The organism is Kribbella sp. NPDC000426 (assembly GCF_040300265.1).
Classification (GTDB): Bacteria; Actinomycetota; Actinomycetes; order Propionibacteriales; family Kribbellaceae; genus Kribbella.
The window spans coordinates 136,809-157,542 of the sequence record NZ_JBEPDK010000010.1 but is presented as its reverse complement, the minus strand read 5'-3'; the positions used below and the strand labels follow the sequence as shown (position 1 = coordinate 157,542).

General features: G+C 69.1%; 20 protein-coding genes. 8 read left to right on the top strand and 12 right to left on the bottom strand.

From position 1 onward, the window contains the following. Window positions 1-5 precede the first annotated feature (5 nt). The 4 genes from ABT313_RS39975 to ABT313_RS39960 all read right to left on the bottom strand — a co-directional run bounded on the left by ABT313_RS39975 (window position 6) and on the right by ABT313_RS39960 (window position 4,241). Entirely contained in the window at window positions 6-1,958 is a 1,953-nt protein-coding gene (locus ABT313_RS39975; protein ID WP_350865380.1) for a glycosyl hydrolase family 28-related protein, read from the bottom strand. 71 nt (window positions 1,959-2,029) lie between these two features. Beyond that, complete coding sequence (locus ABT313_RS39970; RefSeq protein WP_350865377.1) at window positions 2,030-2,458, bottom strand: GNAT family N-acetyltransferase; 429 nt, start codon at window positions 2,456-2,458, stop codon at window positions 2,030-2,032. Next, window positions 2,455-3,153 (bottom strand): FadR/GntR family transcriptional regulator, encoded by a 699-nt coding sequence (locus tag ABT313_RS39965; protein ID WP_350865374.1) that lies wholly within the window; start codon window positions 3,151-3,153, stop codon window positions 2,455-2,457. The genes ABT313_RS39970 and ABT313_RS39965 overlap by 4 nt, the downstream gene beginning before the upstream one ends. A gap of 101 nt (window positions 3,154-3,254) precedes the next feature. Then, window positions 3,255-4,241, bottom strand: coding sequence for a helix-turn-helix domain-containing protein (locus ABT313_RS39960; RefSeq protein WP_350865371.1), 987 nt, complete (start codon window positions 4,239-4,241; stop codon window positions 3,255-3,257). Between the two features lie 169 nt (window positions 4,242-4,410). On the opposite strand from ABT313_RS39960, the gene ABT313_RS39955 reads away from it, so the two are divergent. Continuing rightward, window positions 4,411-8,601: a S8 family serine peptidase gene (locus tag ABT313_RS39955; RefSeq protein WP_350865368.1), complete on the top strand. Its 4,191-nt coding sequence runs from the start codon at window positions 4,411-4,413 to the stop codon at window positions 8,599-8,601. Here ABT313_RS39955 and ABT313_RS39950 read toward each other — a convergent pair. Further along, window positions 8,582-9,250, bottom strand: a complete 669-nt coding sequence (locus ABT313_RS39950; protein WP_350865365.1) for an HAD family hydrolase — start codon at window positions 9,248-9,250, stop codon at window positions 8,582-8,584. The two genes, ABT313_RS39955 and ABT313_RS39950, sit on opposite strands and share 20 nt — an antisense overlap. 52 nt (window positions 9,251-9,302) lie before the next feature. On the opposite strand from ABT313_RS39950, the gene ABT313_RS39945 reads away from it, so the two are divergent. After that, window positions 9,303-10,070 carry an SDR family NAD(P)-dependent oxidoreductase gene (locus ABT313_RS39945; protein ID WP_350865363.1) on the top strand — a complete coding sequence of 256 codons (768 nt, stop codon included), beginning with the start codon at window positions 9,303-9,305 and terminating at the stop codon, window positions 10,068-10,070. Here ABT313_RS39945 and ABT313_RS39940 read toward each other — a convergent pair. Continuing rightward, window positions 10,021-10,665, bottom strand: a complete 645-nt coding sequence (locus ABT313_RS39940; protein WP_350865361.1) for a TetR/AcrR family transcriptional regulator — start codon at window positions 10,663-10,665, stop codon at window positions 10,021-10,023. The genes ABT313_RS39945 and ABT313_RS39940 overlap by 50 nt on opposite strands. Before the next feature lie 54 nt (window positions 10,666-10,719). On the opposite strand from ABT313_RS39940, the gene ABT313_RS39935 reads away from it, so the two are divergent. Continuing rightward, window positions 10,720-11,418 (top strand): NAD(P)-dependent oxidoreductase, encoded by a 699-nt coding sequence (locus tag ABT313_RS39935; RefSeq protein ID WP_350865358.1) that lies wholly within the window; start codon window positions 10,720-10,722, stop codon window positions 11,416-11,418. Here ABT313_RS39935 and ABT313_RS39930 read toward each other — a convergent pair whose 3' ends face one another. Together ABT313_RS39930 and ABT313_RS39925 are read right to left on the bottom strand one after the other, a co-directional pair. Further along, the gene (locus ABT313_RS39930) at window positions 11,419-12,318 is read right to left on the bottom strand and encodes a LysR family transcriptional regulator (RefSeq protein WP_350865356.1); all 900 of its coding nucleotides are present in this window, start codon (window positions 12,316-12,318) and stop codon (window positions 11,419-11,421) included. Beyond that, entirely contained in the window at window positions 12,275-12,526 is a 252-nt protein-coding gene (locus ABT313_RS39925) for a hypothetical protein (protein ID WP_350865354.1), read from the bottom strand. Before ABT313_RS39925 ends, ABT313_RS39930 begins: the two co-directional genes overlap by 44 nt. 99 nt (window positions 12,527-12,625) lie before the next feature. Between ABT313_RS39925 and ABT313_RS39920 the strand changes: the two genes are divergently transcribed. After that, window positions 12,626-13,516 (top strand): LysR family transcriptional regulator, encoded by an 891-nt coding sequence (locus ABT313_RS39920; protein ID WP_350865352.1) that lies wholly within the window; start codon window positions 12,626-12,628, stop codon window positions 13,514-13,516. Here ABT313_RS39920 and ABT313_RS39915 read toward each other — a convergent pair. Next, window positions 13,513-14,337, bottom strand: coding sequence for an aldo/keto reductase (locus ABT313_RS39915; RefSeq protein WP_350865349.1), 825 nt, complete (start codon window positions 14,335-14,337; stop codon window positions 13,513-13,515). The two genes, ABT313_RS39920 and ABT313_RS39915, sit on opposite strands and share 4 nt — an antisense overlap. Window positions 14,338-14,399: 62 nt before the next feature. Continuing rightward, window positions 14,400-15,485, bottom strand: a complete 1,086-nt coding sequence (locus tag ABT313_RS39910) for a winged helix DNA-binding domain-containing protein (RefSeq protein ID WP_350865346.1) — start codon at window positions 15,483-15,485, stop codon at window positions 14,400-14,402. 150 nt (window positions 15,486-15,635) lie between these two features. Between ABT313_RS39910 and ABT313_RS39905 the strand changes: the two genes are divergently transcribed. Next, entirely contained in the window at window positions 15,636-16,505 is an 870-nt protein-coding gene (locus ABT313_RS39905; protein ID WP_350865344.1) for a hypothetical protein, read from the top strand. On the opposite strand, the gene ABT313_RS39900 is transcribed toward ABT313_RS39905, so the two are convergent. Both ABT313_RS39900 and tdh read right to left on the bottom strand, forming a co-directional pair. Then, entirely contained in the window at window positions 16,474-17,658 is a 1,185-nt protein-coding gene (locus ABT313_RS39900) for a glycine C-acetyltransferase (RefSeq protein WP_350865342.1), read from the bottom strand. The genes ABT313_RS39905 and ABT313_RS39900 overlap by 32 nt on opposite strands. After that, a complete protein-coding gene (gene tdh, locus ABT313_RS39895) occupies window positions 17,658-18,707 on the bottom strand; it encodes an L-threonine 3-dehydrogenase (RefSeq protein ID WP_350865339.1) in 1,050 nt (349 codons plus the stop codon). Before tdh ends, ABT313_RS39900 begins: the two co-directional genes overlap by 1 nt. Before the next feature lie 83 nt (window positions 18,708-18,790). Between tdh and ABT313_RS39890 the strand changes: the two genes are divergently transcribed. From ABT313_RS39890 to ABT313_RS39880, 3 genes are read left to right on the top strand one after another with little or no spacing between them, the layout of a single operon-like run. Beyond that, complete coding sequence (locus tag ABT313_RS39890; protein ID WP_350865337.1) at window positions 18,791-19,417, top strand: class E sortase; 627 nt, start codon at window positions 18,791-18,793, stop codon at window positions 19,415-19,417. Between the two features lie 28 nt (window positions 19,418-19,445). Continuing rightward, a complete protein-coding gene (gene pyrE, locus ABT313_RS39885; RefSeq protein ID WP_350865334.1) occupies window positions 19,446-19,991 on the top strand; it encodes an orotate phosphoribosyltransferase in 546 nt (181 codons plus the stop codon). Further along, window positions 19,991-20,692 carry a DUF3137 domain-containing protein gene (locus ABT313_RS39880; protein WP_350865331.1) on the top strand — a complete coding sequence of 234 codons (702 nt, stop codon included), beginning with the start codon at window positions 19,991-19,993 and terminating at the stop codon, window positions 20,690-20,692. Before pyrE ends, ABT313_RS39880 begins: the two co-directional genes overlap by 1 nt. Window positions 20,693-20,734 lie beyond the last annotated feature (42 nt).

Sequence of the window (20,734 nt, the reverse complement as noted above, 5' to 3'; positions counted from 1 at the left end):
ATCCGCTAGCCCCAGGGTGACGGCGGCGGGGGCGGTACGACGGCGGGGCGGTCCTCGCACCACGTCGCGCCGGTCCAGCCGCCGTCGTTGCCACCGAGGTCCCGGACCTCGAACTCGGGCGGTCCGTTGAAGTGGAACGTCCCGCAGTTGTTGACGAACGGTGCGCCGACGTTGCGCGCGTCGACGTTCTCGAACGTCGCCCAGCCGCCCACCCGGGCGTTCACCACGTTGGTGCCGGTGCCGTCGACCTTGATGTTGCGGACGGCAACGTTTGTGATCGCGTAGTCGTCCTTCACCGGCCAGTCGACGACGAACATCATCGCGTTGTACGTCGAGTCCAGGAACGAACTGTCGGTGATCTCGATCGTCCCGGACATCGTCGACTGCAGGGCGTACAGCCAGATCGCGCCGAGCCCGATGTCCCAGTTCAGGTCCCGCGGACCGCCGCGGACCGTGGTGTTGCGGGCGAACGTCAGCGTGCCCTCGAACGGTGTCGCGTTGAACCGCGAACCAGCGTGCAGCGTGCTGCCCTCGCGGATCGGGTCCGCGACCAGGTTGTCGGTGACCGCGTTGTCGCGGCCGCCGTAGATCGCGATGTCGTTCGCGAGCACCGGCGTCTGCACGGTGTTGTGGTCATAGACGTTGTCGTGGTTCACGACGCCGGAAGGGTTCGACTCCGACCACATCGCCAGCCCGTCGTCGCCGCTGTTGCGCACGAAGTTGTTGGTCGCCCGAACGTTGGACACCCCAAGGTGCAGGTTCATGCCGTCGGCAACGGCATCGGTGATGACGTTGTTGCGGATCAGCAGCCCGTCCATCGGCCCGTCGAGCCAGATGCCGACCTTGGTGTGGTGCAGGTACAGGTTCTCGATCGTCGAACCGCCGCCGATCGCCCCGCCGATCCCGTTCACCTGGTCGGTGTCGATCCGCTCGCGTACGTCGCTCTCGATCGCGAAGTCCGACAGATGTACGCCGGTGCTCCCGCCGTCCGCGGCGTACTTGCCGTAGAAGCCGGGCGCGCTGTGCACGGACTTGTCCGGCGCGGGCTCGGCCAGCGGGAGGACCTTGCCTTTGATGATTGTCCACCAGTTGCCGGCCCCGCGAATCGTCACCTTGTCGACGACGATGTGCCGGTTGACCTGGAAAGTACCGGCCGGGATGAACGCCGACCAGCCGATTCGCTGAGCTGCGACGATCGTGCGCTCGATCGCCGGGGCCGCGTCACGCCGTCCGGTCGGGTCGGCTCCGAACAGCCGCACGTCCAACGAGCGCGCCGGTTGCCTCAGCGGCGCTCCCACCAGCTCGAAGTCCGCGACGTCGAGCACGGTCCAGGCAGCAGCGGTCGCCCGAGGTACGGCGAACCGCACGCGCGAGCCGGCCGCGTACGTGTGGTCGAGCATCACCCGCTGCTCGTCGTAGAAGTGGTTCGGCCGGAAGGGCTTGGCGACCGGGTCCGGCTCAGGCTTCCACCAGCCCGGGATCGGGTCCACGTTCGGGTCGTTGGAGAACGGATACATGCCGTACAGCCAGGCGTACTGCGACGTCAGCGTCATCGTCCGCTTGCGCTTCCCGTTGACCGAAACGTCGAGCGGCGCGGTGATCCCCCCGCCGCCCGGCGCGTCCGGGATGCTGTACCGCAAGGTCAGCGCATTCGCCGGGCGGGTCAGCGTGAATTCGACGTACTGCTTGGGCTGTAGCCGCACGGCGGTCCGCCCGGACGCCTCGGCCGGGAGCGTGTACGCGTCCCGGCCCGGGCCGATCTTCTCGCCGGTGAAGACGGCGTTCTCCGCCTCCTGCTCGACGAACGGTACGTCGGCGCCGCGGCCGGCGACCAGGGCGGGATCGAGCCCGGCCCGCGTGATCCGCGGCGCCGGATGCGCGGCGGCTGGTTGAGCTACAAGGACGGCGCTGAGTAGGGCGGTCGCAGATGCGACCGCGAGCAAGCGTGAACGGGACATTGGCGGATCCCCTCCGGACGAATTGTCTGGAGGTTATGCAGCCGACGATCTCCGCGCAAGATCTCGACAGGTCAGAGAAATTTCCGGACCATGAAGACGTCGACCGGGTCTTCGCTGTCCACGACGAAGCCATGGCGCTCGTACAGCTTGCGCGCCGGGCTGCCCTGCAGGACGTTGAGCCAGACCGTCCCGTCGGTCGGATCCAGAACGGTCCGCAGTACTGCGGTGCCGAGGCCCTGGCCCTGGTGCTCGGGCGCGAGGTAGAAGTGCTCCAGCCACCGGCGATCCTCGGCCGGCCTGACTGCGATCGAACCGGCGAGCTCGCCGTCGACCTCGATGATCTGGGTGTGCTCGGGCGCGAATCCGTCACGCAGGCGTTGCCGGATGCGATCCGCGTCGTACCGGCCGAGGCGCTCCAGATCCGGGCGCATGACGACGGCGCGGAGCTCGACGAGGTCCTCGAGATCGGTCGGCGTCGCGGGGCGCAGCGTCCACCTCATGGCAGATCGGGTTGGGGTTCGGGGCGGAGGGCGCGGAGCCAGAGCTCGGTCTGGGCGATGTGCGCGGAGGCCGCTGTCGAGGCGGCCGCCGGGTCGCGCATCTCGATCGCGGCGAGGATGGCGCGGTGGCCGCGGTCGCTGGTCTGCTTGATCGCGTTGAAGTCAGCGCCGGGCTCGAAGATCCGGTAGTGGCCGCCGCGGCCGCGAATCACGTCGGTGAGCGCGCTGACCGTCGGGTTGCCGCCGGCCGCGCAGATCGCGCCGTGGAACTCGGCGTCGAGGAAGTGGATCTCGGTCGCGTCGGTGGTCGACTCGAGCCGATCGAGGATCTCGCCGAGCCGGGCGGCGAGGTCGGGGTCCTGGCGAGCGGCCGCGGCGGCGGTGGCGTGCGATTCGAGCACCCGGCGCAGCTCCAGCAGTTCGAGCACGCCCTCGAGCGGGATCAGCTCGACCGACAGCGAGAACCGGCTGATGATCGAGGCGGGGTCGAGCGCCGAGACGTACGTCCCCGATCCGTGCCGGGACTCGATCACGCCGAGCGCGGCCAGCGACCGCACGGCCTCGCGCAACGAGCTGCGGGACACCCCCAGGTGGTCGCACAGCTCGGGCTCCGGCGGGAACTTCGCCCGCGGCCCGAGCTCGCCCGACGCGATCATCTGACGCAGACCGGCCAGCGCCTTGTCCGTGGCAGCCATTCGTCACCTCCTCCCCGAAGCGTAAGTCCTCAGACCAATCCCAGTCACATTCGGCACAGGTGAGCGTAATACGTCGACAGGACCTGCCGATTCATCAGACGTCAGGAGGTCAGTTCGCGGGCCACGACCAGGCCGAGCTGGAAGCGGGTGGTGACCCCGCGGTCGGCCATCAGGTGCGCGATCCACCGCCGGGTGGTCCGGAGGCTGATGCCGAGCTGACGGGCGATCGCCTCGTCCTTCAAACCCGCCGACAAGAGTTGTAGCACCCGCTGCTCGGACTTGGCCGGCGGCTGGCCGCCGTTCAGGTGCTGGTCGAACGGGATGCTGCGCTCCCACATGCCGTCGAAATGCGTGACCAGCAGCGAGAGCAGGGAACTGGGATGAACGAGCACCGCGGTCTCGGCCACGTCCGCGCCGTCGACCCCCAGCGGCAGGAGTGCGAGGCGGCTGTCGACGATGACCATCTTGGTCGGCACGACGGGCGAGAGCCGCGCCTGCTCGCCCGCGTCCCGGAAGGCCGTCATCGTGGCGAGCTGGCCCGGCTCGGTCAGTGACTCGGTCGAGTAGATCGCACGCCACCGGACCCCCCGGGCCAGCGCGTTGATCTCGTCGGGGTTGTCCTGCGCGCCGACGTACGGCGGTTTGTCGAACAGGACCACCTCGTGCTCGGCGCCGCTCATCAGTTGGGCTACTCGCTGGCTGATCGTGGCCTGGCCGCTGATCAGCTCGACGACCTGCGAGGTGTGTTCGTAGCGCGCGCCCTGATGGAAGTCCACGAGCAGACTCTCCGCCGCCAGCCTGGCTCGCTCGAGCTCGTCCTGGCGATGGGCGATCAGCGAGCCGACGGCGACATCAGGCGGCGCCGGCAGGAATCTCGCCGGTACGCCGGGCCTCCGGCTCACCAGTCCGGAGCGCACGAGCCGTGCTATCGCCTGCCTGGCCCGGGCTGCGCCGATCCCCGTCCCGGATGTCAGCTCGGCCAGGGTCGAGCCCGGGGCTGTCAGCAACAGCCGGTAGAGCTGCTCGTCCAGAGCTGCGACGCCAACGGCGGAGAGCTTGCCCTCGTCGGCTCGCTCGCTGGTGGACATCGTCGCGAGAGTACTCCGCCGAACCGGTCCCAGTGCAGCGATTTTCTCGATGGCCGGTCAAGGACATTGGCTTCATCGTGCCGCTCGATTCTCTGGCCGCGCGCTCTGCGCCGTGAGCACACTGCATCCGCCATAGATCGATTTCCGTCCTGCCATCGGGAGTGCCCCCATGCATCCTGTACCGAGACGTGTCGCCCGAGGAGCGCTGGCGTTGGCGACGCCGCTGACGCTCGTCCTCGCGGCGACCCCGGCCACCGCCGCACCACCTTCTTCGACGCCCAGCACCCGGGTGATCGTCCAGTTCGCCGGCGCCCCGGCCCTGTCCGCGGGAACGCTGGTCCCGCAGCGAGCGACGGCCGTGCGGGCCGCGCACACGAGCTTCCGGCAGGCGATCGCCGCCGCGGGCATCAACGCCACCGTCACCCACGAGTACAACCAGCTCCTCAACGCCGTCGCAGTCACCGCGGACGCGGCCGGCGAAGCCCGGCTCCGTACTCTGCCCGGCGTCACCGCCGTGTATCCGGATCAGCAACTCCACTCCAGCGGGGACGCCGCGCTGTCGCAGATCAAGGCGCCCGACGTCTGGCAGACCATGGACCGCAAAGGTACGGCGGTCACCGGCGCCGGGCAGACGATCGCGATCGTCGACACCGGCATCGACTACACCCACCCCGATCTCGGCGGCGGATTCGGCCGCGGTCACAAGGTTGCCGCCGGCTACGACTTCGTCAACAACGACGCCGACCCGATGGACGACAACGGGCACGGCACCCATGTCGCCGGGATCGTTGCCGGCAGCACCACCCGGCCCGACGGCCGGACCGGTGTCGCGCCGGGTGCCAACCTGACCGCCTACAAGGTGCTGGGTGCCGACGGCAACGGGTACGAGTCGGCCGTCATCGCCGGGTTCGAGGCAGCGGTTGCCGCCGACAACCCGTACCGCGCGGACGTGGTGAACATGAGCCTGTCCGGTGATCCGTCCCCGAATGATCCGCTCGAGCAGGCAGCCGAGAACGCCGTCCACGACGGGGTCGTCGTGGTCGCGGCCGCGGGCAACGCAGGTCCTGGCGAAAGCACCGTCGGTTCGCCGGCGGAGACGCCCGGCATCCTCGCGGTCGGTGCGAGCATCACCGGTATCGACGTACCGTCCGTCACGGTCACCGCCCCGACCCGGCGGGTGCTCGACGTACAGCGGATCGGGCTGTCGGCGAACCCGCCGGCCGGCGGTGAGGACCTGGAGGTCGTCGACGCGCTCAACGGTGGGCCGGGCGACTACGACTCCGTCGATGCGACCGGCAAGGCCGTCATCGTCACGTACAACAGCCAGACACTCGGCGACGTCATCGCGACCGCCGAGCAGCACGGCGCTAAGGCCGTCCTCTTCCGGACTCCGAACTACTACAAGGGCGGCGCGGGTCACCTGCTGCTCCCGGCCTTCGCTACCGGCAAGGACGACCCGGGTAAGGCCTCTGTGGTCGCCACCGTCATCAACGGGACGGACGCGGCAGACCTGGCGCAGTGGCTGGCCCAGGGACCGGTCCGTGTCCACATCGGCGGCACCGACGCGACCGATCAGATCGCCGACTTCAGCTCGCACGGCCCGGTGTCCGGCAGCTTCGCGATCAAGCCGGATCTGGTCGCGCCGGGCGTCGAGATCCGCTCCACCTGGCCCGGCGGCCAGTACGCCGAGGACAGCGGAACGAGCATGGCCTCGCCGCACGTCGCCGGTGCCGCCGCGCTGATCAAGCAGGCACACCCCGACTGGACTGCCGATCAGATCACCGCTGCGCTGACCAGCGGCGCCGACCCGCTCTCCGGGTACGACGCCGTGACGCAGGGAGCGGGGCGGCTCGATGTCGCCGGCGCCGACCAGCTGGCCGTCCTGCCGAGCAAGCGGTCCCTGAGCCTGGGCGTCGCGGATCTGAGCGGCCACACGCTGCGTTCCACGACCACCGTCACGCTGACCAACGTGTCGTCCACGACCAGGACGCTGCACTTCGACGCTAAGTCGGCGGACGGCACGCCTGCGAAGACGTCCGTTACCCCGAGCTCCATCCGACTCAGTCCGGGGAGGATGGTGTCGGTCCGGCTCACGGTGACCGGCGCGCGTCCGTCCGGCGGTGCGGACTGGAGTGGCTGGCTCCGTGCCTCGGTCAGCGGGTCACCGGACCTGTCTGTCCCGTGGCTGCTCGCCGTGCGGCCACTCGACCTGCACGCCAATCCGGACCCGACCGTCGCGGGCGCCTCGGTCTACATCCACTCGGAGCCGGACCTGACCGCGGCTCCGCGGGTGACTGTGACGGCGCCCGGTTCGCACCACGAGACCACCGGTACGGCGACGTTCGACCACGCCGGCTGGTGGAAGTACGCCGTACCTGCTGGGCCGGCTGGTGCGTACCAGGTGTCGGCGGTCGCTCGGACGACCACGGGTGCTTGGCTCGACGGACAGACGTCGTACGAAGAGCTGGGCACCGCGCACGGGTCCGGTCCGGACGGGTGGCAGTCCGTCGGGCCGGTCAGCCAGGGTGCGGAGAAGATCGGGTACACCTCGAAGGCCGGGCGGATGTTCGCCATGCCGTACCTGTCGCCACGGCCCGGTGTGTTCCGGACCGACGACAACGGCACCACCTGGCAGGAGCTGCGCAACCTCCCGGTCGGCGGCGGTGTGGACCTCGGGATGGCCACCGACCCGACCCGGCCGGACACGGTGTACCTCGCTGTCGAGGGCGGACCGGATCCGACGTACCAGGGCAAGCTCCTGGTGAGTCATGACGTCGGCGAGACCTGGACGACGCTGCCGTTCCCGGACGTCAGCCCGAGTGACCTGTCGATCGACCCGACCGGCCGCGTCCTCGTCGTACCGGCGTTCGACAACAGCGTCTACGTGAGTACCGACCGCGGACAGACCTGGGCGAACTACCCGAGCCCGGGTGAGCACCTGCAACGGGTCAGCCTGATCGGCCACGACCTGTACTTCGGGGACGGCCTGAAGCTCTACGTGATCCGGAACGTCGACAGTACGCCGGAGCCGCGGCAGGAGCTGTTCACCTCGCCCCAGGAGGACCAGTTCGTGGCGGAGGTCGCCGGCGACGCGAACCTTCTCGTGGCCCGCACCCCGCGGCAGCTCTATCTGTCCCGGGACAACGGTGCGAGCTGGCAGCCCGGTCCGGAGGCGCCCGTGGGCAACACCATGTCCACGGTCCAGTTCGTCAACGGTGACGTGTACGCCGCCACGGAGGACGAGATCTTCGTCGGCCGGAGCGAGGGAACGCAGTGGAGCACCATGCCGAGCCCGGTCGGCAACGACCTGCTCCGGATCTCGTCGCCGCCGAACAGCAAGCGGCTCGTGGTCTCGGCCGAGGGCAGCGGCCTGTACGTCACCGACGACTCGGGTGCGACGTACCACCGCGTCGGCCTGACCAGCGCCGACGTCCACGCGCTGGCAGTCGGCCAGGACAGCTCGGGCAAGTCCACGCTTGTTGCCGGTACGACGTTCTCCACCTTCACGACCGCCTTGCCGGTGCAGCGCACTCCGAGCCCGGCCGACCACGACTGGGGTCTCAACGGCAGCGACATCCTGCTGGGGAACCGGATCACGGCGCTGACCACCGACCCGGCTGATCCGCACCGGCTGTTCCGGGCCGTCTCGAAGGCGCAGGGACGTCCGACGATCGAGGAGTCGACCGACGGCGGTACGACGTGGGCGGTCAAGCTCGACGTGCTGGCCGACGCGCGGATCTACCAGATCGTCGTCGACCCGGTGAACCGCGACTACATCTACGCGGCGGTCGAGGACGCCCTCAGCCCAGGTGTCGTCGTCAGCCGTGACGGCGGCAAGACCTGGCGGAAGAACAACCTGGCCATTCCGGTCACCACCATCGTGGCCGATCCGCACAACGCGGACAGCCTGTGGCTCGGCGGGCCGGACGGGTTGTACCGATCCGGCGACCGGGGGGAGTCGGTGCAGCGGCAGTCCGCCGTACCGGTGTCGGTCATGGCGCTGGATCCCAGCAACCCGGATCACCTGGTCTTCGGCGGGGCCGGCATCTCCACCAGCTGGGACGGCGGCCGGACCGTCAAGGCCGCGTCGACGTCCGGGTTCCGGCTGAACATCACCGCGCTGACGTTCGGCGCGGAAGGCCGGCTCTACGCGGCGGACGGCGACAGCTCCGACGCGGGACTCCCGGTCGGCGGCCGGGGTGTGCTGACCAGCAGCGACGGCGGACGCAGCTGGCACAACATCTCCGACGGACTGCCCAACCTCGACGTACAGAGCCTGATCACGTCACCGGACGGACAGTGGCTGTACGCCGGAACGGTTGGAGGCGGCGTCTACCGCATCACGACGCGCCACCTGTAGCCAGATGCCCGAGGAACGCTGGCAGGTCCCGCACCTGCCAGCGTTTCGGCGCGAGCAGCTGGTACGGCGTCCCGTCCGCGAACGCCTCATGCGTCACCCAGGCCGTCGTCATCCCGCGCTCGTGCGGGAGCGTGAGGTTCACCTCGAGGTCGTCGATCATCGCCGCCCGCGACGGGTCGACCGCGAAGCGCGCCAGGAACGCGTCCAGGCTCTCGGCGTACGGCTTCGGGATCAGGTCGCCGGCGAGGATGTCGAATACGCCGTCGATGCAGTCGGCCAGCCCGAGCTGTCCGAGCGCCTGCTCGGCGTGGTAGGCCGATCCGTTCGTGTAGACGTACCGGCGGCCCGGGAGTGAGCGGAGCGCCGTCGCCAGGAGCGGATCCGGGCCGATCACCGTGTAGTCGAGGCGGCGTTCGAAGTCGAGGAACGTGTGCGGGTCGATCGTCCCGGTCACCATGGCGCCGCGCAGCGAGGTGCCGTACTCGGCGACCAGGTCGGACTGGATCCGGCGGGCGCCGTCGAGGTCGGTCCCGTAGTGCTGCGCGATCGTGGACAGGATGCCGTGGGTGAGCTGCTCGGCCAGCGCGGAGCGGGCGGAGTACAGAGTGTTGTCGAGATCGAGAACCCAGGTGTCGATGTCCGCCAGCACCCGACCAGCGTAGGTGACAGACTGAGGGCGTACCTACGGGAGGACGGAGATCATGCCCACTGCGCTCGTCACCGGGCCGGCGACCGGGATCGGCCGCGCGTTCGCGGACAAGCTGGCGCTGGAGGGGTACGACCTGGTGCTGGTGTCGCGGGACGAGGCCAGGCTCAAGGAGGTCGCGACCGACATCACCCGGCTGCACGGGGTCGAGTGCGAGGTGCTGGCCGCGGACCTGACCGACGCCGACGATCTGGCTCGGGTGGAGGAGCGGTTCCGCACCGGTCCGATCGAGGTGCTGGTGAACAACGCCGGCTTCGGCCAGAAGAAGCCGTTCTGGGCGAACCCGGTCGACGTCGAGGAGAAGCAACTCGACCTGCTCGTCCGCGTCGTACTGCGGCTCACGCACGCGGCCGTGCTGCCGATGATCGAGCGCGGCTCCGGCGCGGTGATCAACGTGTCGTCGGTGGCCGGGTTCCTGCAGCGCAACGTGTACAGCGCACACAAGGCCTGGGTGACGAACTTCTCGGCCGGTCTCGCCCTCGAGCTGCACGCGAAGGGCGTCGCCGTGATGGCGTTGTGCCCCGGGTTCGTGCACACCGAGTTCCACGAGCGGATGGGGATGGACAAGTCCCTGATCCCGTCGTTCATGTGGCTCGACGCGACCGACCTGGTGGACGCCGCCTGGAAGGACCTGATGCGCGGCAAGGCGGTCTCGATCCCCAGCCGCCGCTACAAACTGATCGTCGCCGGGACCCGGTTCATTCCCCGGGCCCTCATCGCGCGGGTCTCGACGGTGGGCCTGGACGGCCGACGCCGCGCTTGAGCGGGTTCGGTCGCAGGGATTCGTAGATCGTCCGGCCGAGCGCGCCGGCGTACGCGTTGTGCTCCTCGATCGACGGCTTGAGGCCGGTGAAGTTGACCTCGAAGCCGCGCTGGAAGCATGCGCCGAACAGGAGTGCCGCCGCCGCGCCGACATCCGCGGTACGGCGGACGCGGCCGAGCTTCTGCTCTTCCTGGAGGTAGCGGACCAGGCCTTCCTGCGCTTTGTGCGGCCCGGCGTCCAGCTCCTGCAGACGCCGGCGATGTGCAGTCAGCAGGTCCTGGGACGAGAACAGCGAGACCAGGATCGGGAAGCCCTCGACGTAGAAGTCGATCGCGATCCCGGCCAGGCGGGTCAGGTTGGCGTGGACCGTTGCCGAACCCGGGCTGCCGATCAGCTCCTTGAGTGAGCCCGGCAGCGTGGGCATCCGCTCGTGCATCACGGCGAGCAGGATCGCGGCCTTGTCCGCGAAATGCTTGTAGAGCGCGGCTTCGGAGTACCCGGCGACCTGGGCGATCGACTTGGTCGTGGCCCGGGCGAATCCCTGCGTCCGCAGGACCTCTGCGGCCGCGTCCAGGATGTCGTCTCTCGTCCCCATGATCGGCAGCCTATCTTGACAGGTTGGTGAGTGTTCACTAACCATGGTGAGTGAGTGCTCACTAACCTGGAGGGGTTGACGATGAAGCTGGTGGTGTTCGGGGCGTCCGGCCGGATCGGGACCGAGCTGGTGCGCCAAGGCGTGGCGGCCGGGCACACGGTCACGGCGGTCGTCCGCGAAGGATCGAGTCTCCAGGTGGCACTGCCCGAGCTCCGGCTGGTTGCCGCGCGGGCCGGCGTCCCCGGCGGACTGGTCGATGTGGTGACCGCCGACGTGATGGATCCCCGGGCGATTGCGCCGATCCTGGCGGGACACGACGCCGTGCTCTCCGCACTGGGCCCTCGTCCGTCAGGTTCGAGCACGGTCCTCACCGACGGTGCGCGCAGCATCCTGCAGGCGATGGGCGAGAGCGGTGTCCGACGGTTCCTCGTGGTGAGTGTCGCCGGCATTCACAGCACGGGCGACGACCCGTTCACGAAGTACGTCGTGAAGCCGATCCTGCAGCGGATCCTGCGCGAATCGTTCGCGGACGCCCGCCGGATGGAGGCCGTCGTCGGGGCCAGCGAGCTGGATTGGACCATCGCGTGCCCGCCGCGGCTGACGAACGGCGCCGCGAAGGGGACGTTCCGCAGCAACACCGAGGGGACAGTGCGCGGCGGATTCTCGATGACGCGAGCCGACGTCGCGGCGTACCTGCTCAGCGTGGTCGACGACGCCGACCTGATCCGGAAGACGGTTGTGATCTCCAACTGACTACAGCTTCTCGGCGACCTCGGTGAGGACGTTGAGGGTGGCGGTGATGAGGGGGTGGTCGGCGCGGCTGGCGCGGACGGCGGCGTAGACGCGGCGGGTGGGGACTGGGTCGGGGAGCGGGCGGATCAGGGCGAGGGTCGGCTCGGGTACGGCGAGGCGGGGGACGAGGGAGACGCCGCCGCCGGCTGCGACGAGGGCCGCGACGGCGCGGAAGTCGTCGGACTGGTGGACGATGCGCGGCTGGAAGCCGGCCTGTTCGCAGGCGAGGACGACGACGTCGCGGATCGGGTTGCCCGGTGCGGTCATCACCCAGTCGTCGTTCGCGAGCATCGCGAGTTCGAGCGTGTCGTGGTCCGCGGCCGGGTGCGTCGGCGGCAGGACGGCGACGAAAGGCTCGGCGTACAAGGGGATCCGGACCAGACGGCGGTCGTCGGGGCGGGGTGAACCGCGGTGCTCGACGGCGATCGCGAGGTCGGCGTCGCCGTCGAGCAGGTGGGTGATGCCTTGGTGGCCCTCGGCATCGCGGACGACGAGATCGAGGCCGGGGGTGGTCTCGCGCAGCCGGGGGAGGGCCGGTGCGACCAGCAGCGTGATCGCGGTGGCGAAGGCGACGATGCGGACCTCGCCGTTGGCGCCGTTCGCATGCAGGCGCATCGCGTCCTCGGCGCGTTCGACCTCGGCGAGGATCGTGTCGGTGTGTTCGAGGAGCAGGCGGCCGGCGGAGGTGATCGCGACCCGGCGGCCGCGGCGTTCGAGCAGCTCCTGGCCGACCTCGGACTCCAGCGCGGCCAGTTGCTGCGAGACGGCCGAGGGCGTCAGATGCAGCACCTCGGCCGCCGCGGTCACGGTCCCGTGGTCAGCAAGCGCGCGCAACACCCGCAGGCGTCGTACCTCGATCACGGACCTCAGCTTCGCACGCGTCGGTCGCAGACGCGATCAGGGTCAGTCCGACGGGCTGCGGAGCCGGGGTACGGCGATCCCGCCAGCGCCGTACGGCGTCGCGGATCGGGTGGCGTTTCGGGACATATGGCCGGATCGGGGCGTCCGGCATGGCGGAGTGGGTCTGTTCGTGGATCGACTTGATCACGGAGAACGGTACGTAGTGCACGGTGGTTCCTTTCGACTCTTCGACAGTAGGAACCGGGGCATTGATACGTCCAATGAAAGTTCCGCGCGGAGTTGATGTGCCTGGTGCATGATTGGGGTTATGGAACTACGGCAGCTCAGGTCGTTCGTGGTGGTGGCCGAGGAGATGAACGTCGGGCGCGCGGCGGCGCGGCTGCACCTGACCCAGCCCTCGCTCAGCCGCCAGATCGCGGCGCTGGAACGCGATCTGGGCGTGGAACTGTTCGCCCGGGTGAAGAAACGGTTCGTCATGACGGCCGCGGGCCAGACGTTCCTCGCCGACGCCCAGGACCTGTTGCGCCGGTCGGACGAGGCGGTGCGCGCGGCGCAGCGGACGCAGCGCGGCGAGCTCGGATCGCTGCGACTGCGATTCGTGCAGTCGGCAACGTTCTCGCCGCTGCCGCAGATCCTCGGCGCGTTCCGGCAGGCGTATCCCGAGGTCGTCCTCGACCTGGAGTCCTGGACGACGCTGCGGCAGACCGAAGCGCTGCGGGACGGTCGCATCGACGTGGGGCTGCTGCGCCCGACGGCGCCGGCCGACGCGACGACGGTGGTGCGGTTGGCGCCGGACCTGGCGTCCCGGGTGGTCGCCGAGGACTCGCTGGTGGCGGTGCTGCCCGCGCGCCATCGGTTGGCCCGGCGCAAGCGGCTGCGGCTGGCCGAGCTCGCGGACGAGCCGTTCGTGTTCTACTCGCGGCCGAGTGGGCCCGTCGTGCACGACACGATCATCGGGTTCTGCCGAGCGGCCGGATTCACTCCTCGGATCCAGCAGGCCGCCGACGTGCAGACGATCGTGGCGCTGGTCGCGGCCGGTCTCGGGGTCTCCCTACTCATCAGCCCGACCCCACCGACCAACCCGGACGCCGTGGTCTACCGCGAGTTGTCCGACGACCTACCACCCTGGCCACTCTCCGTAGCCTGGTCGCCGGACAACCGCTCACCCGTCCTACAGCGTTTCCTGGAGTTGATCTAGCCGAAGACGTCCGGGTCGCCGCCGGTGCGGACGCCGGTTTCGAGGTCGGCGATCGTTGCCATGTCGTCGTTGTCGAGGCGGAAGTCGAAGACCTCGAAGTTCTCCTTGATCCGGCTCGCGGTCCTGGACTTCGGGATCACCACGTTGCCGAGCTGCAGGTGCCAGCGGATCATCACCTGGGCCGCCGACTTGCCGTACTTCGCGCCGATCGTCGTCAGCGCCGGGTCCTCGATCAGCTCGCCGGACGCCAGCGGGCTCCACGCCTCGGTGACGATGTCGTTCTCGGCGTTGAACGCCCGCAGTTCGTCCTGCGGCAGCGCCGGGTGCAGCTCGATCTGGTTCACCGCCGGGCGGATCGTGGTCTCCTCGAAGATCCGCCGTAGCGCGGGCTCGTGGAAGTTCGAGACGCCGATCGCGCGGATCCGCTTGTCGGCGTACAGCTGCTCGAAGGCCTTCCAGGTGTCGACGTACTTGTCCTTCTTCAGGCACTGCCAGTGGATCAGGTACAGGTCGACGTACTCGAGACCGAGCTGGTCGATGCTCTTGTCGAACGCGGCCAGCGTCGAGTCGTAGCCCTGGTCGCTGTTCTGCAGCTTGGTGGTGATGAACAGCTCGTCACGGGGCAGGCCGGATGCCGCGATGGCTCGCCCGACGCCGGCTTCGTTGCGGTACGCCGCGGCGGTGTCGATGTGCCGGTAGCCGGTCTCGAACGCCGAGGTCACCACATCGGCGACGATCTCGTCCTCGACCTGCCAGACCCCCAGGCCCAGCTGCGGGATCTCGACGCCGTTGTCCAGAGTGATGGAGGGGACTGTGCTCATCTGCCCATTCCACCCGGCAAAGGGTTGCTGGCCCAGTCATCCGACGTGTGACAACAACCTCATTAACCGGCAGTAACCACTTCGTGGGTCTTTGCATCAGGCTCGAGAAAACGGATCAGCGCGCTGCCCTCAGGCTCCAGCTCGGCCTGCGTCTTCTTCAGCAGCTTGCCGAACGGCGTGAGCGTGAGAGTTGCCACACCACGCTTCTTCTCGGCCGTCCACAGCCCGGCGACCAGCCCGTCGACGAGGTACGTCGCCTTGACGCGAAGGTTCTTGGTGAAGACGTGCGGCTTGTGCTCGTCGGCGATGATCCGCTCCCGTTTCGCGTGCGAGAGCAGCACGTTGTCGAACTCCGGCAGGAACCGCGCCGGCGCCGGGGTGTCTTCATCGGGCCGCGGCCCGTCCGGTACGTCGTACAACGTCTTGCCGGCCTCGTCCGTGAACGTCTCCAGCTCGAGCTCGTCGAACAGCGGCTTGGCCTTCTGCAACCCGGACCAGGTCTGGAAGTCCGCAGGCGTGGCCGGTCCGAAGGCCTGCAGGTAGCGCGTCACCAGCTCGGCCGGCTCGGCGCGTTTGTGCAGCTTCTTCCCGATCCATTCCTCGGCCGGCGTGAACCGCGAGTTGGCCGTCCACGACCAGCGCACGTCAGCCGGATACATCACCAGCGGCACGAGCATCCGCGTGCAGAACCCGAGCGCCCGCTCGTTCACCTCGGGGAACTGCTCCTGCAGCGCGTCCCGCACCTCGGTGAACGTCAGCGGCTCCTTCGCCAGCAACTTCTCCGCCGCCGCGACGACCTTGTCCGGCTCGAGGCCGGCGCCCCGATCGCCCAGCACCTTCAGCCCGGCCTCGAGCACCGGCGCCACCGTCACCCGGAACCGCAGGTAGTCCGCCGCCGTTACCAGATGCAGCGTCCCCCGGAACATCGTCGCCCGGACGACGGTGCGCTCCTGGACCGCCTGATCGAGCTCGGCCTCCTCGAACCCGTCGATCCGCGACCACAACCCGACGTACGGGTGCTTGGGCTCCTGCCCCTGCATCCCCGCCAGCCGCCCCACGACGTCAACCGCCGGGACGCTCGCCCGCTCGAGGAGCAGCTGCCTGGCAAGCGTTGCCCTGTTGACCGCCCGCGCATTCAGAACCGACATGCCCACATCCTGCCTGTCCGCACCGACAAAGTGGGCCAGTGGACCGTCCGAATATCGCCCCGCCGGGATGATTCGGGCCTGGCACCGGACATGGAACCTTCATCGTGAGAGCCCGAGCTGCGCACCACCGAGCCGGAGGGGATGGGGCTGATGAGGCGAGCGGTTGGTCTGGTGCTGGCGGCGTTCCTGCTGGTGTCCTGTGGCGGGTCCGGTGAGCGACCATCCGGCTCGTCGACGCGTACGCCGGCGTCGGTGAGCGCATCACTCCCGGAAGCGACCCGTACGCCTGCACGCGAGGAGAAACCGGTCGCAACGACGTCCACGCCGTCCGAGCCGGAAACCTCCAGAACGACCAAGACGCAGACGGAGACCGAGACCACCCGGGCGACGAAGACAGAGACGACCAGAGCCACCGAAACCGAGACCACCAGGGCCACGGAGACCAGGAGGGCCACGGAAACCGAGACCACCACCGCGACCCGGACAGCGTCGGTCGTACCGTCGGCGGCGAACACCTCCTCGACACAGCCCACCTCGGCCGAGACCGGCGGGGCGCCTACCTGGCTGTGGTGGGTGCTGGGGGCGATCGTGGTCGCGCTCGCGGTGGGGATACCGCTGATGGTCAGGTCGCGCCGTCGTCAGGCCTGGCGGGACGACCTCGCGTCGGGTGAGGGCGAGGTGGCGTGGTTCGCTCGCACGCTCATCCCCGAACTCCGCCGGCAGCCTTCGCCGGCGCAGGCCGCCGGGGCGTGGAACGTCGAGTCCAGCCGGGTCGTGACGGCCGAGGACAAGCTCACCGCACTCGAACAGTCGGCGCCCGACCAAGCCGCCGGCACCCGGGCCCGCACCCTCCGGGACGCCGTCCGGGCCGCCCGCGGCGACATCGAGAACCTGCTGGCCTCCGCCACGTCGATCGCGATGCCCGGTGACCTGGACGCGGTCGCCGCGCGGCTCGAACAAGCCCTCGGACAACCCCGTCCGGAGGCAGCTACCCCGCCAGGGCCGCCCGGGCCTCGATGAAGGCGGCGACGGCGCGTTCGACGTCCGCGGTGGAGTGTGCCGCCGAGAGCTGGACCCGGATGCGGGCCTTGCCTTGCGGTACGACGGGATAGGAGAAGCCGATCACGTAGATACCGAGCTCGAGGAGCTTGTCGGCCAGGCGGCCGGCCTCGGCGGCGTCCCCGATCATGACGGGGGAGATCGGGTGGTCGCCGGGGAGGACGTTGAAGCCGGCCTCGGTCATCTTGGTGCGGAAGAGCTGGGTGTTGGCGGCCAGCTTGTCGCGGAGGGCGCTGGAGGTGCCGATGAGCTCCAGGGCCTTCAGGGACGCCGCGGTGACGGACGGGGCGAGGGAGTTCGAGAACAGGTACGGGCGGGAACGCTGCCGCAGGAGCTCGACGATCTCGCGGCGGGCGGAGACGTAGCCGCCGGATGCGCCGCCGAGAGCCTTGCCGAGCGTGCCGGTGACGATGTCGACGCGGTCCTTGACGCCGAACAGCGAGGGCGTACCGGCGCCGTCCGGGCCGACGAAGCCGACCGCGTGCGAGTCGTCGACCATCACCAGCGCGTCGTACCGCTCGGCCAGGTCGCAGATCTCGTCGAGCGGGGCGACGTACCCGTCCATCGAGAACACGCCGTCGGTCGCGATCAGCCGGTACCGCGCGTCGGCGGCATCCTTGAGCTGGGCCTCCAGGTCGGCCATGTCGCGGTTCTTGTAGCGGTACCGCTTCGCTTTGGAGAGCCGGACGCCGTCGATGATGCTGGCGTGGTTGAGCTCGTCGGAGATGATCGCGTCCTCGGCCCCGAGCAGGGTCTCGAAGAGTCCGCCGTTCGCGTCGAAGCAGGAGCTGTAGAGGATCGTGTCCTCGGTGCCGAGGAAGTTGCTCAGGGCACCTTCCAGGTCCTTGTGGATCTGCTGGGTGCCGCAGATGAAACGCACCGACGACAGCCCGAAGCCCCACCGGTCCAGAGCTTGTTTGGCGGCGGCGACGACCTCCGGGTGGTCGGACAGTCCGAGGTAGTTGTTCGCACAGAAGTTCAGTACTTCGTTGCCGGTAGCAACGGAGATCAGCGCCTGCTGCGGTGAGGTGATCACTCGCTCGGACTTGTACAGCCCGGCGTCCCGGATCTCGCCGATGGTCGCCGTCAGGTCGTCCCGCATCCGTCCGAACATCAGTGCTTCTCCTCCAGAGATTCCGCCGTCCAGTCCATGATCACCTTGCCGCACTGCCCCTGTCGCGCGACATCGAACGCGCGCTCGAAGTCGCCGTACCCGAACCGGTGGGTGATGACCGGCGTCAGGTCGAGCCCGCGCTCGAGCATCACCGACATCGAGTACCAGGTCTCGAACATCTCCCGGCCATAGATGCCCTTGATCGTCAGCATGTTGAGCACGACCGTGCCCCAGTCGATCGCGATCTCGTCCGAGGGCAGGCCGAGCATCGCGACCTTGCCGCCGTGGGTCATGTTCGCGAGCATGTCGCGCAGCGCGGCCGGCTGCCCGGACATCTCCATCCCGACGTCGAATCCCTCGCGCATGCCGAGGCTCTGCTGCGCCTCCGCGATCGTCTCCTCGCCGACATTCACCGCGCGGGTGACGCCGATCTTCCGGGCGAGGTCGAGGCGGTACTCCGAGAGGTCCGTGATCACGACGTTCCGCGCACCCGCGTGCAGCGCGACCGCGGCGGCCATCACCCCGATCGGGCCTGCCCCGGTGATCAGCACGTCCTCGCCGACCAGCGGGAACGACAGGGCCGTGTGGACGGCGTTGCCGAACGGGTCGAAGATCGCGGCGACGTCGAGGTCGACCGGGTCCTTGTGGACCCAGGCGTTGGTCGCCGGCAGCGCGACGTACTCCGCGAACGCGCCCGGCACGTGGACGCCGAGGCCGCGGGTCTTGATGCACAGGTGGCGCCGGCCGGCCCGGCAGTTGCGGCAGCGGCCGCAGACCAGGTGACCCTCGCCGCTGACCAGGTCGCCGACCGCGACATCGCGGACGCCGACGCCGACCTCGACGACCTCGCCGCAGAACTCGTGGCCGGTCACCATCGGGACCGGCACGTTCTTCTGCGCCCACGCGTCCCAGTTCTGGATGTGCAGATCGGTGCCGCACAACCCGGTACGGAGCACCTTGATCAGGACCTCGTCGGCCTCGATCTTCGGCTCCGGAACATCCTGCAACCACAGACCGGGCATGGCCTCAGCCTTCACGAGCGCCTTCATGCCCACATCGTCGTCCCGGGCAACCATCGCCGTCCATCGACACGTCGTGCACAGCCTTTTCAGTCGAACTGCATACTTGTCGCATGCGGGGAGTAGTCAGGGGACTCGGGATCGTGTTCCTGGTGGCAGGCGTGGGACTGCTCGGGTGGGTGGGGTGGCAGTACTTCGGGACCGGGATCAGCTCGAACCAGCAGATGGGCAAGGCCGAGGACTCGCTGCGCAATCAGTGGAAAGCCCCCGAAGCCGGGAAGACTGTGACGCCGTCGACAGGTAAGGCGTTCGTGTTGCTGCGGATCCCGCGGTTCGGCGCCGACTGGGAGAAGCCGGTCGTCGAGGGTGTCGACGCGGACGACCTGGCGCGCGGGCTCGGCCACTATCCACAGACCCAGCTGCCGGGCCGACCGGGCAACTTCGCGATCGCCGGGCATCGCGTCACGCATGGTTCGCCGTTCCGCAAGCTGCTCGAACTGCGCAAGGGCGACCAGGTCGTCGTCGAGACCCAGGACGCCGTCTACACCTACGAACTGGACGGCTCGCCCCGCGACCTGACCGTCGAACCGACCGACACCTGGGTCCTCGACCCGGTCCCCGGCAAGCGCGACGCCCCGACCACATCGATCATCACCCTCACCACCTGCCAGGACCTTTTCCACTCCCCGGACCGCTCGGTTGCCTTCGGCCACCTGGTCAAGGTCCAGAAGAAATCGTGAGCTCAACCGTGTTCTAAGCTCAAGGCCCATGAGCTACGACCGGGACGGACTGCTGGAGCAGGTCAAGAGCAAGGCGATCGTGCATGGGCGCGTGACGCTGGCGTCGGGGAAGGAAGCCGACTACTACGTCGACCTGCGGCGGATCACGCTGGACGCGGCCGCGGCGCCGCTGATCGGGCCGGCGATGCTCGAGTTGACCAAGGACCTGGAGTACGACGCGGTCGGCGGGCTCACGCTCGGCGCCGACCCGGTCGCGATGTCGATGCTGCACGCGGCGGCGCAGCAGGGCCGGACGCTCGACGCGTTCGTCGTACGGAAGGCCGAGAAGACGCACGGTCTGCAGCGGCGGATCGAAGGGCCGGACGTGAAGGGCCGCCGGGTGCTCGCGGTCGAGGACACGTCGACGACCGGCGGTTCGGTGCTGACCGCGGTCGAGGCGCTGCGCGAGGCGGGCGCGGAGGTCGTTGCGGTCGCGGTGATCGTGGATCGGTCGACCGGCGCGCAGGAGCGGGTCGAGGCGGAGGGACTGGAGTACCGGACCGTGTTCGGTCTGGACGACCTGGGCCTCAGCTGATGCAGAGCAGCACCCTGCTGTTCGTAGCCCTGGCCGTCGTCGTCGGTGTCGGCCTCTTCTACTTCAACTACTACCGGGCGAAGAAGCGTCGCGAGCAGTTCGCCGGTTTCGCGGCCCAGCAGGGCTGGTCGTACGTGCCGTCCAATCCGTCGCTGGCCGGACAGTGGTCGGGTACGCCGTTCCAGACCGGCGACAACTACCGCGTCAAGAACGTGCTGTCCGGTCCGTACAACGGGCACCCGATGGTTGCCTTCGACTACAGCTACCAGACCCACACGACCAACGGCCGGGGCCAGCGGCGGACCACGACGCACCGTTTCGCGGTGGTCGTGATGCAGCTCCCGGGTGCGCTGCCGCATCTCGAGGTGACGCACGAGGGAATCTTCGGTGGCGCGGTGGCGAACGCGTTCGGCTTCCGCGACATCCAGTTCGAGAGCGAGCAGTTCAACCGGACGTTCCGGGTCAAGGCGACCGACGAGCGGTTCGGGCACGCGGTGGTCACCCCGCGGATGATGGAGCTGCTGCTCGCCCGCGGTGAGATCGGCTGGCGCACGGAGGGCAACTCGCTGGTCGGCTGGGGCAAGGGCGACCACGACCCGAACCAGCTGATGAACCGTCTCGGGCTGCTCCAACAGGTGATCGAGAACGTCCCGCCGTACGTCTGGCGCGACTACGCCGGCATCGACCCCCGCGTGCAGTAACCAACCATCGGACCCACGGAGCCGTAGAGTCGCAGTCAGCAC

Excerpts from the sequence above, each read along its gene's own strand:
- ABT313_RS39975 (WP_350865380.1), bottom strand. The coding sequence starts at position 1,958 with ATGTCCCGTTCACGCTTGCTCGCGGTCGCATCTGCGACCGCCCTACTC.
- ABT313_RS39970 (WP_350865377.1), bottom strand. The coding sequence starts at position 2,458 with ATGAGGTGGACGCTGCGCCCCGCGACGCCGACCGATCTCGAGGACCTC.
- ABT313_RS39965 (WP_350865374.1), bottom strand. The coding sequence starts at position 3,153 with ATGGCTGCCACGGACAAGGCGCTGGCCGGTCTGCGTCAGATGATCGCG.
- ABT313_RS39960 (WP_350865371.1), bottom strand. The coding sequence starts at position 4,241 with ATGTCCACCAGCGAGCGAGCCGACGAGGGCAAGCTCTCCGCCGTTGGC.
- ABT313_RS39955 (WP_350865368.1), top strand. The coding sequence starts at position 4,411 with ATGCATCCTGTACCGAGACGTGTCGCCCGAGGAGCGCTGGCGTTGGCG.
- ABT313_RS39945 (WP_350865363.1), top strand. The coding sequence starts at position 9,303 with ATGCCCACTGCGCTCGTCACCGGGCCGGCGACCGGGATCGGCCGCGCG.
- ABT313_RS39940 (WP_350865361.1), bottom strand. The coding sequence starts at position 10,665 with ATGGGGACGAGAGACGACATCCTGGACGCGGCCGCAGAGGTCCTGCGG.
- ABT313_RS39920 (WP_350865352.1), top strand. The coding sequence starts at position 12,626 with ATGGAACTACGGCAGCTCAGGTCGTTCGTGGTGGTGGCCGAGGAGATG.
- ABT313_RS39915 (WP_350865349.1), bottom strand. The coding sequence starts at position 14,337 with ATGAGCACAGTCCCCTCCATCACTCTGGACAACGGCGTCGAGATCCCG.
- ABT313_RS39910 (WP_350865346.1), bottom strand. The coding sequence starts at position 15,485 with ATGTCGGTTCTGAATGCGCGGGCGGTCAACAGGGCAACGCTTGCCAGG.
- ABT313_RS39905 (WP_350865344.1), top strand. The coding sequence starts at position 15,636 with ATGAGGCGAGCGGTTGGTCTGGTGCTGGCGGCGTTCCTGCTGGTGTCC.
- ABT313_RS39900 (WP_350865342.1), bottom strand. The coding sequence starts at position 17,658 with ATGTTCGGACGGATGCGGGACGACCTGACGGCGACCATCGGCGAGATC.
- tdh (WP_350865339.1), bottom strand. The coding sequence starts at position 18,707 with ATGAAGGCGCTCGTGAAGGCTGAGGCCATGCCCGGTCTGTGGTTGCAG.
- ABT313_RS39890 (WP_350865337.1), top strand. The coding sequence starts at position 18,791 with ATGCGGGGAGTAGTCAGGGGACTCGGGATCGTGTTCCTGGTGGCAGGC.
- pyrE (WP_350865334.1), top strand. The coding sequence starts at position 19,446 with ATGAGCTACGACCGGGACGGACTGCTGGAGCAGGTCAAGAGCAAGGCG.
- ABT313_RS39880 (WP_350865331.1), top strand. The coding sequence starts at position 19,991 with ATGCAGAGCAGCACCCTGCTGTTCGTAGCCCTGGCCGTCGTCGTCGGT.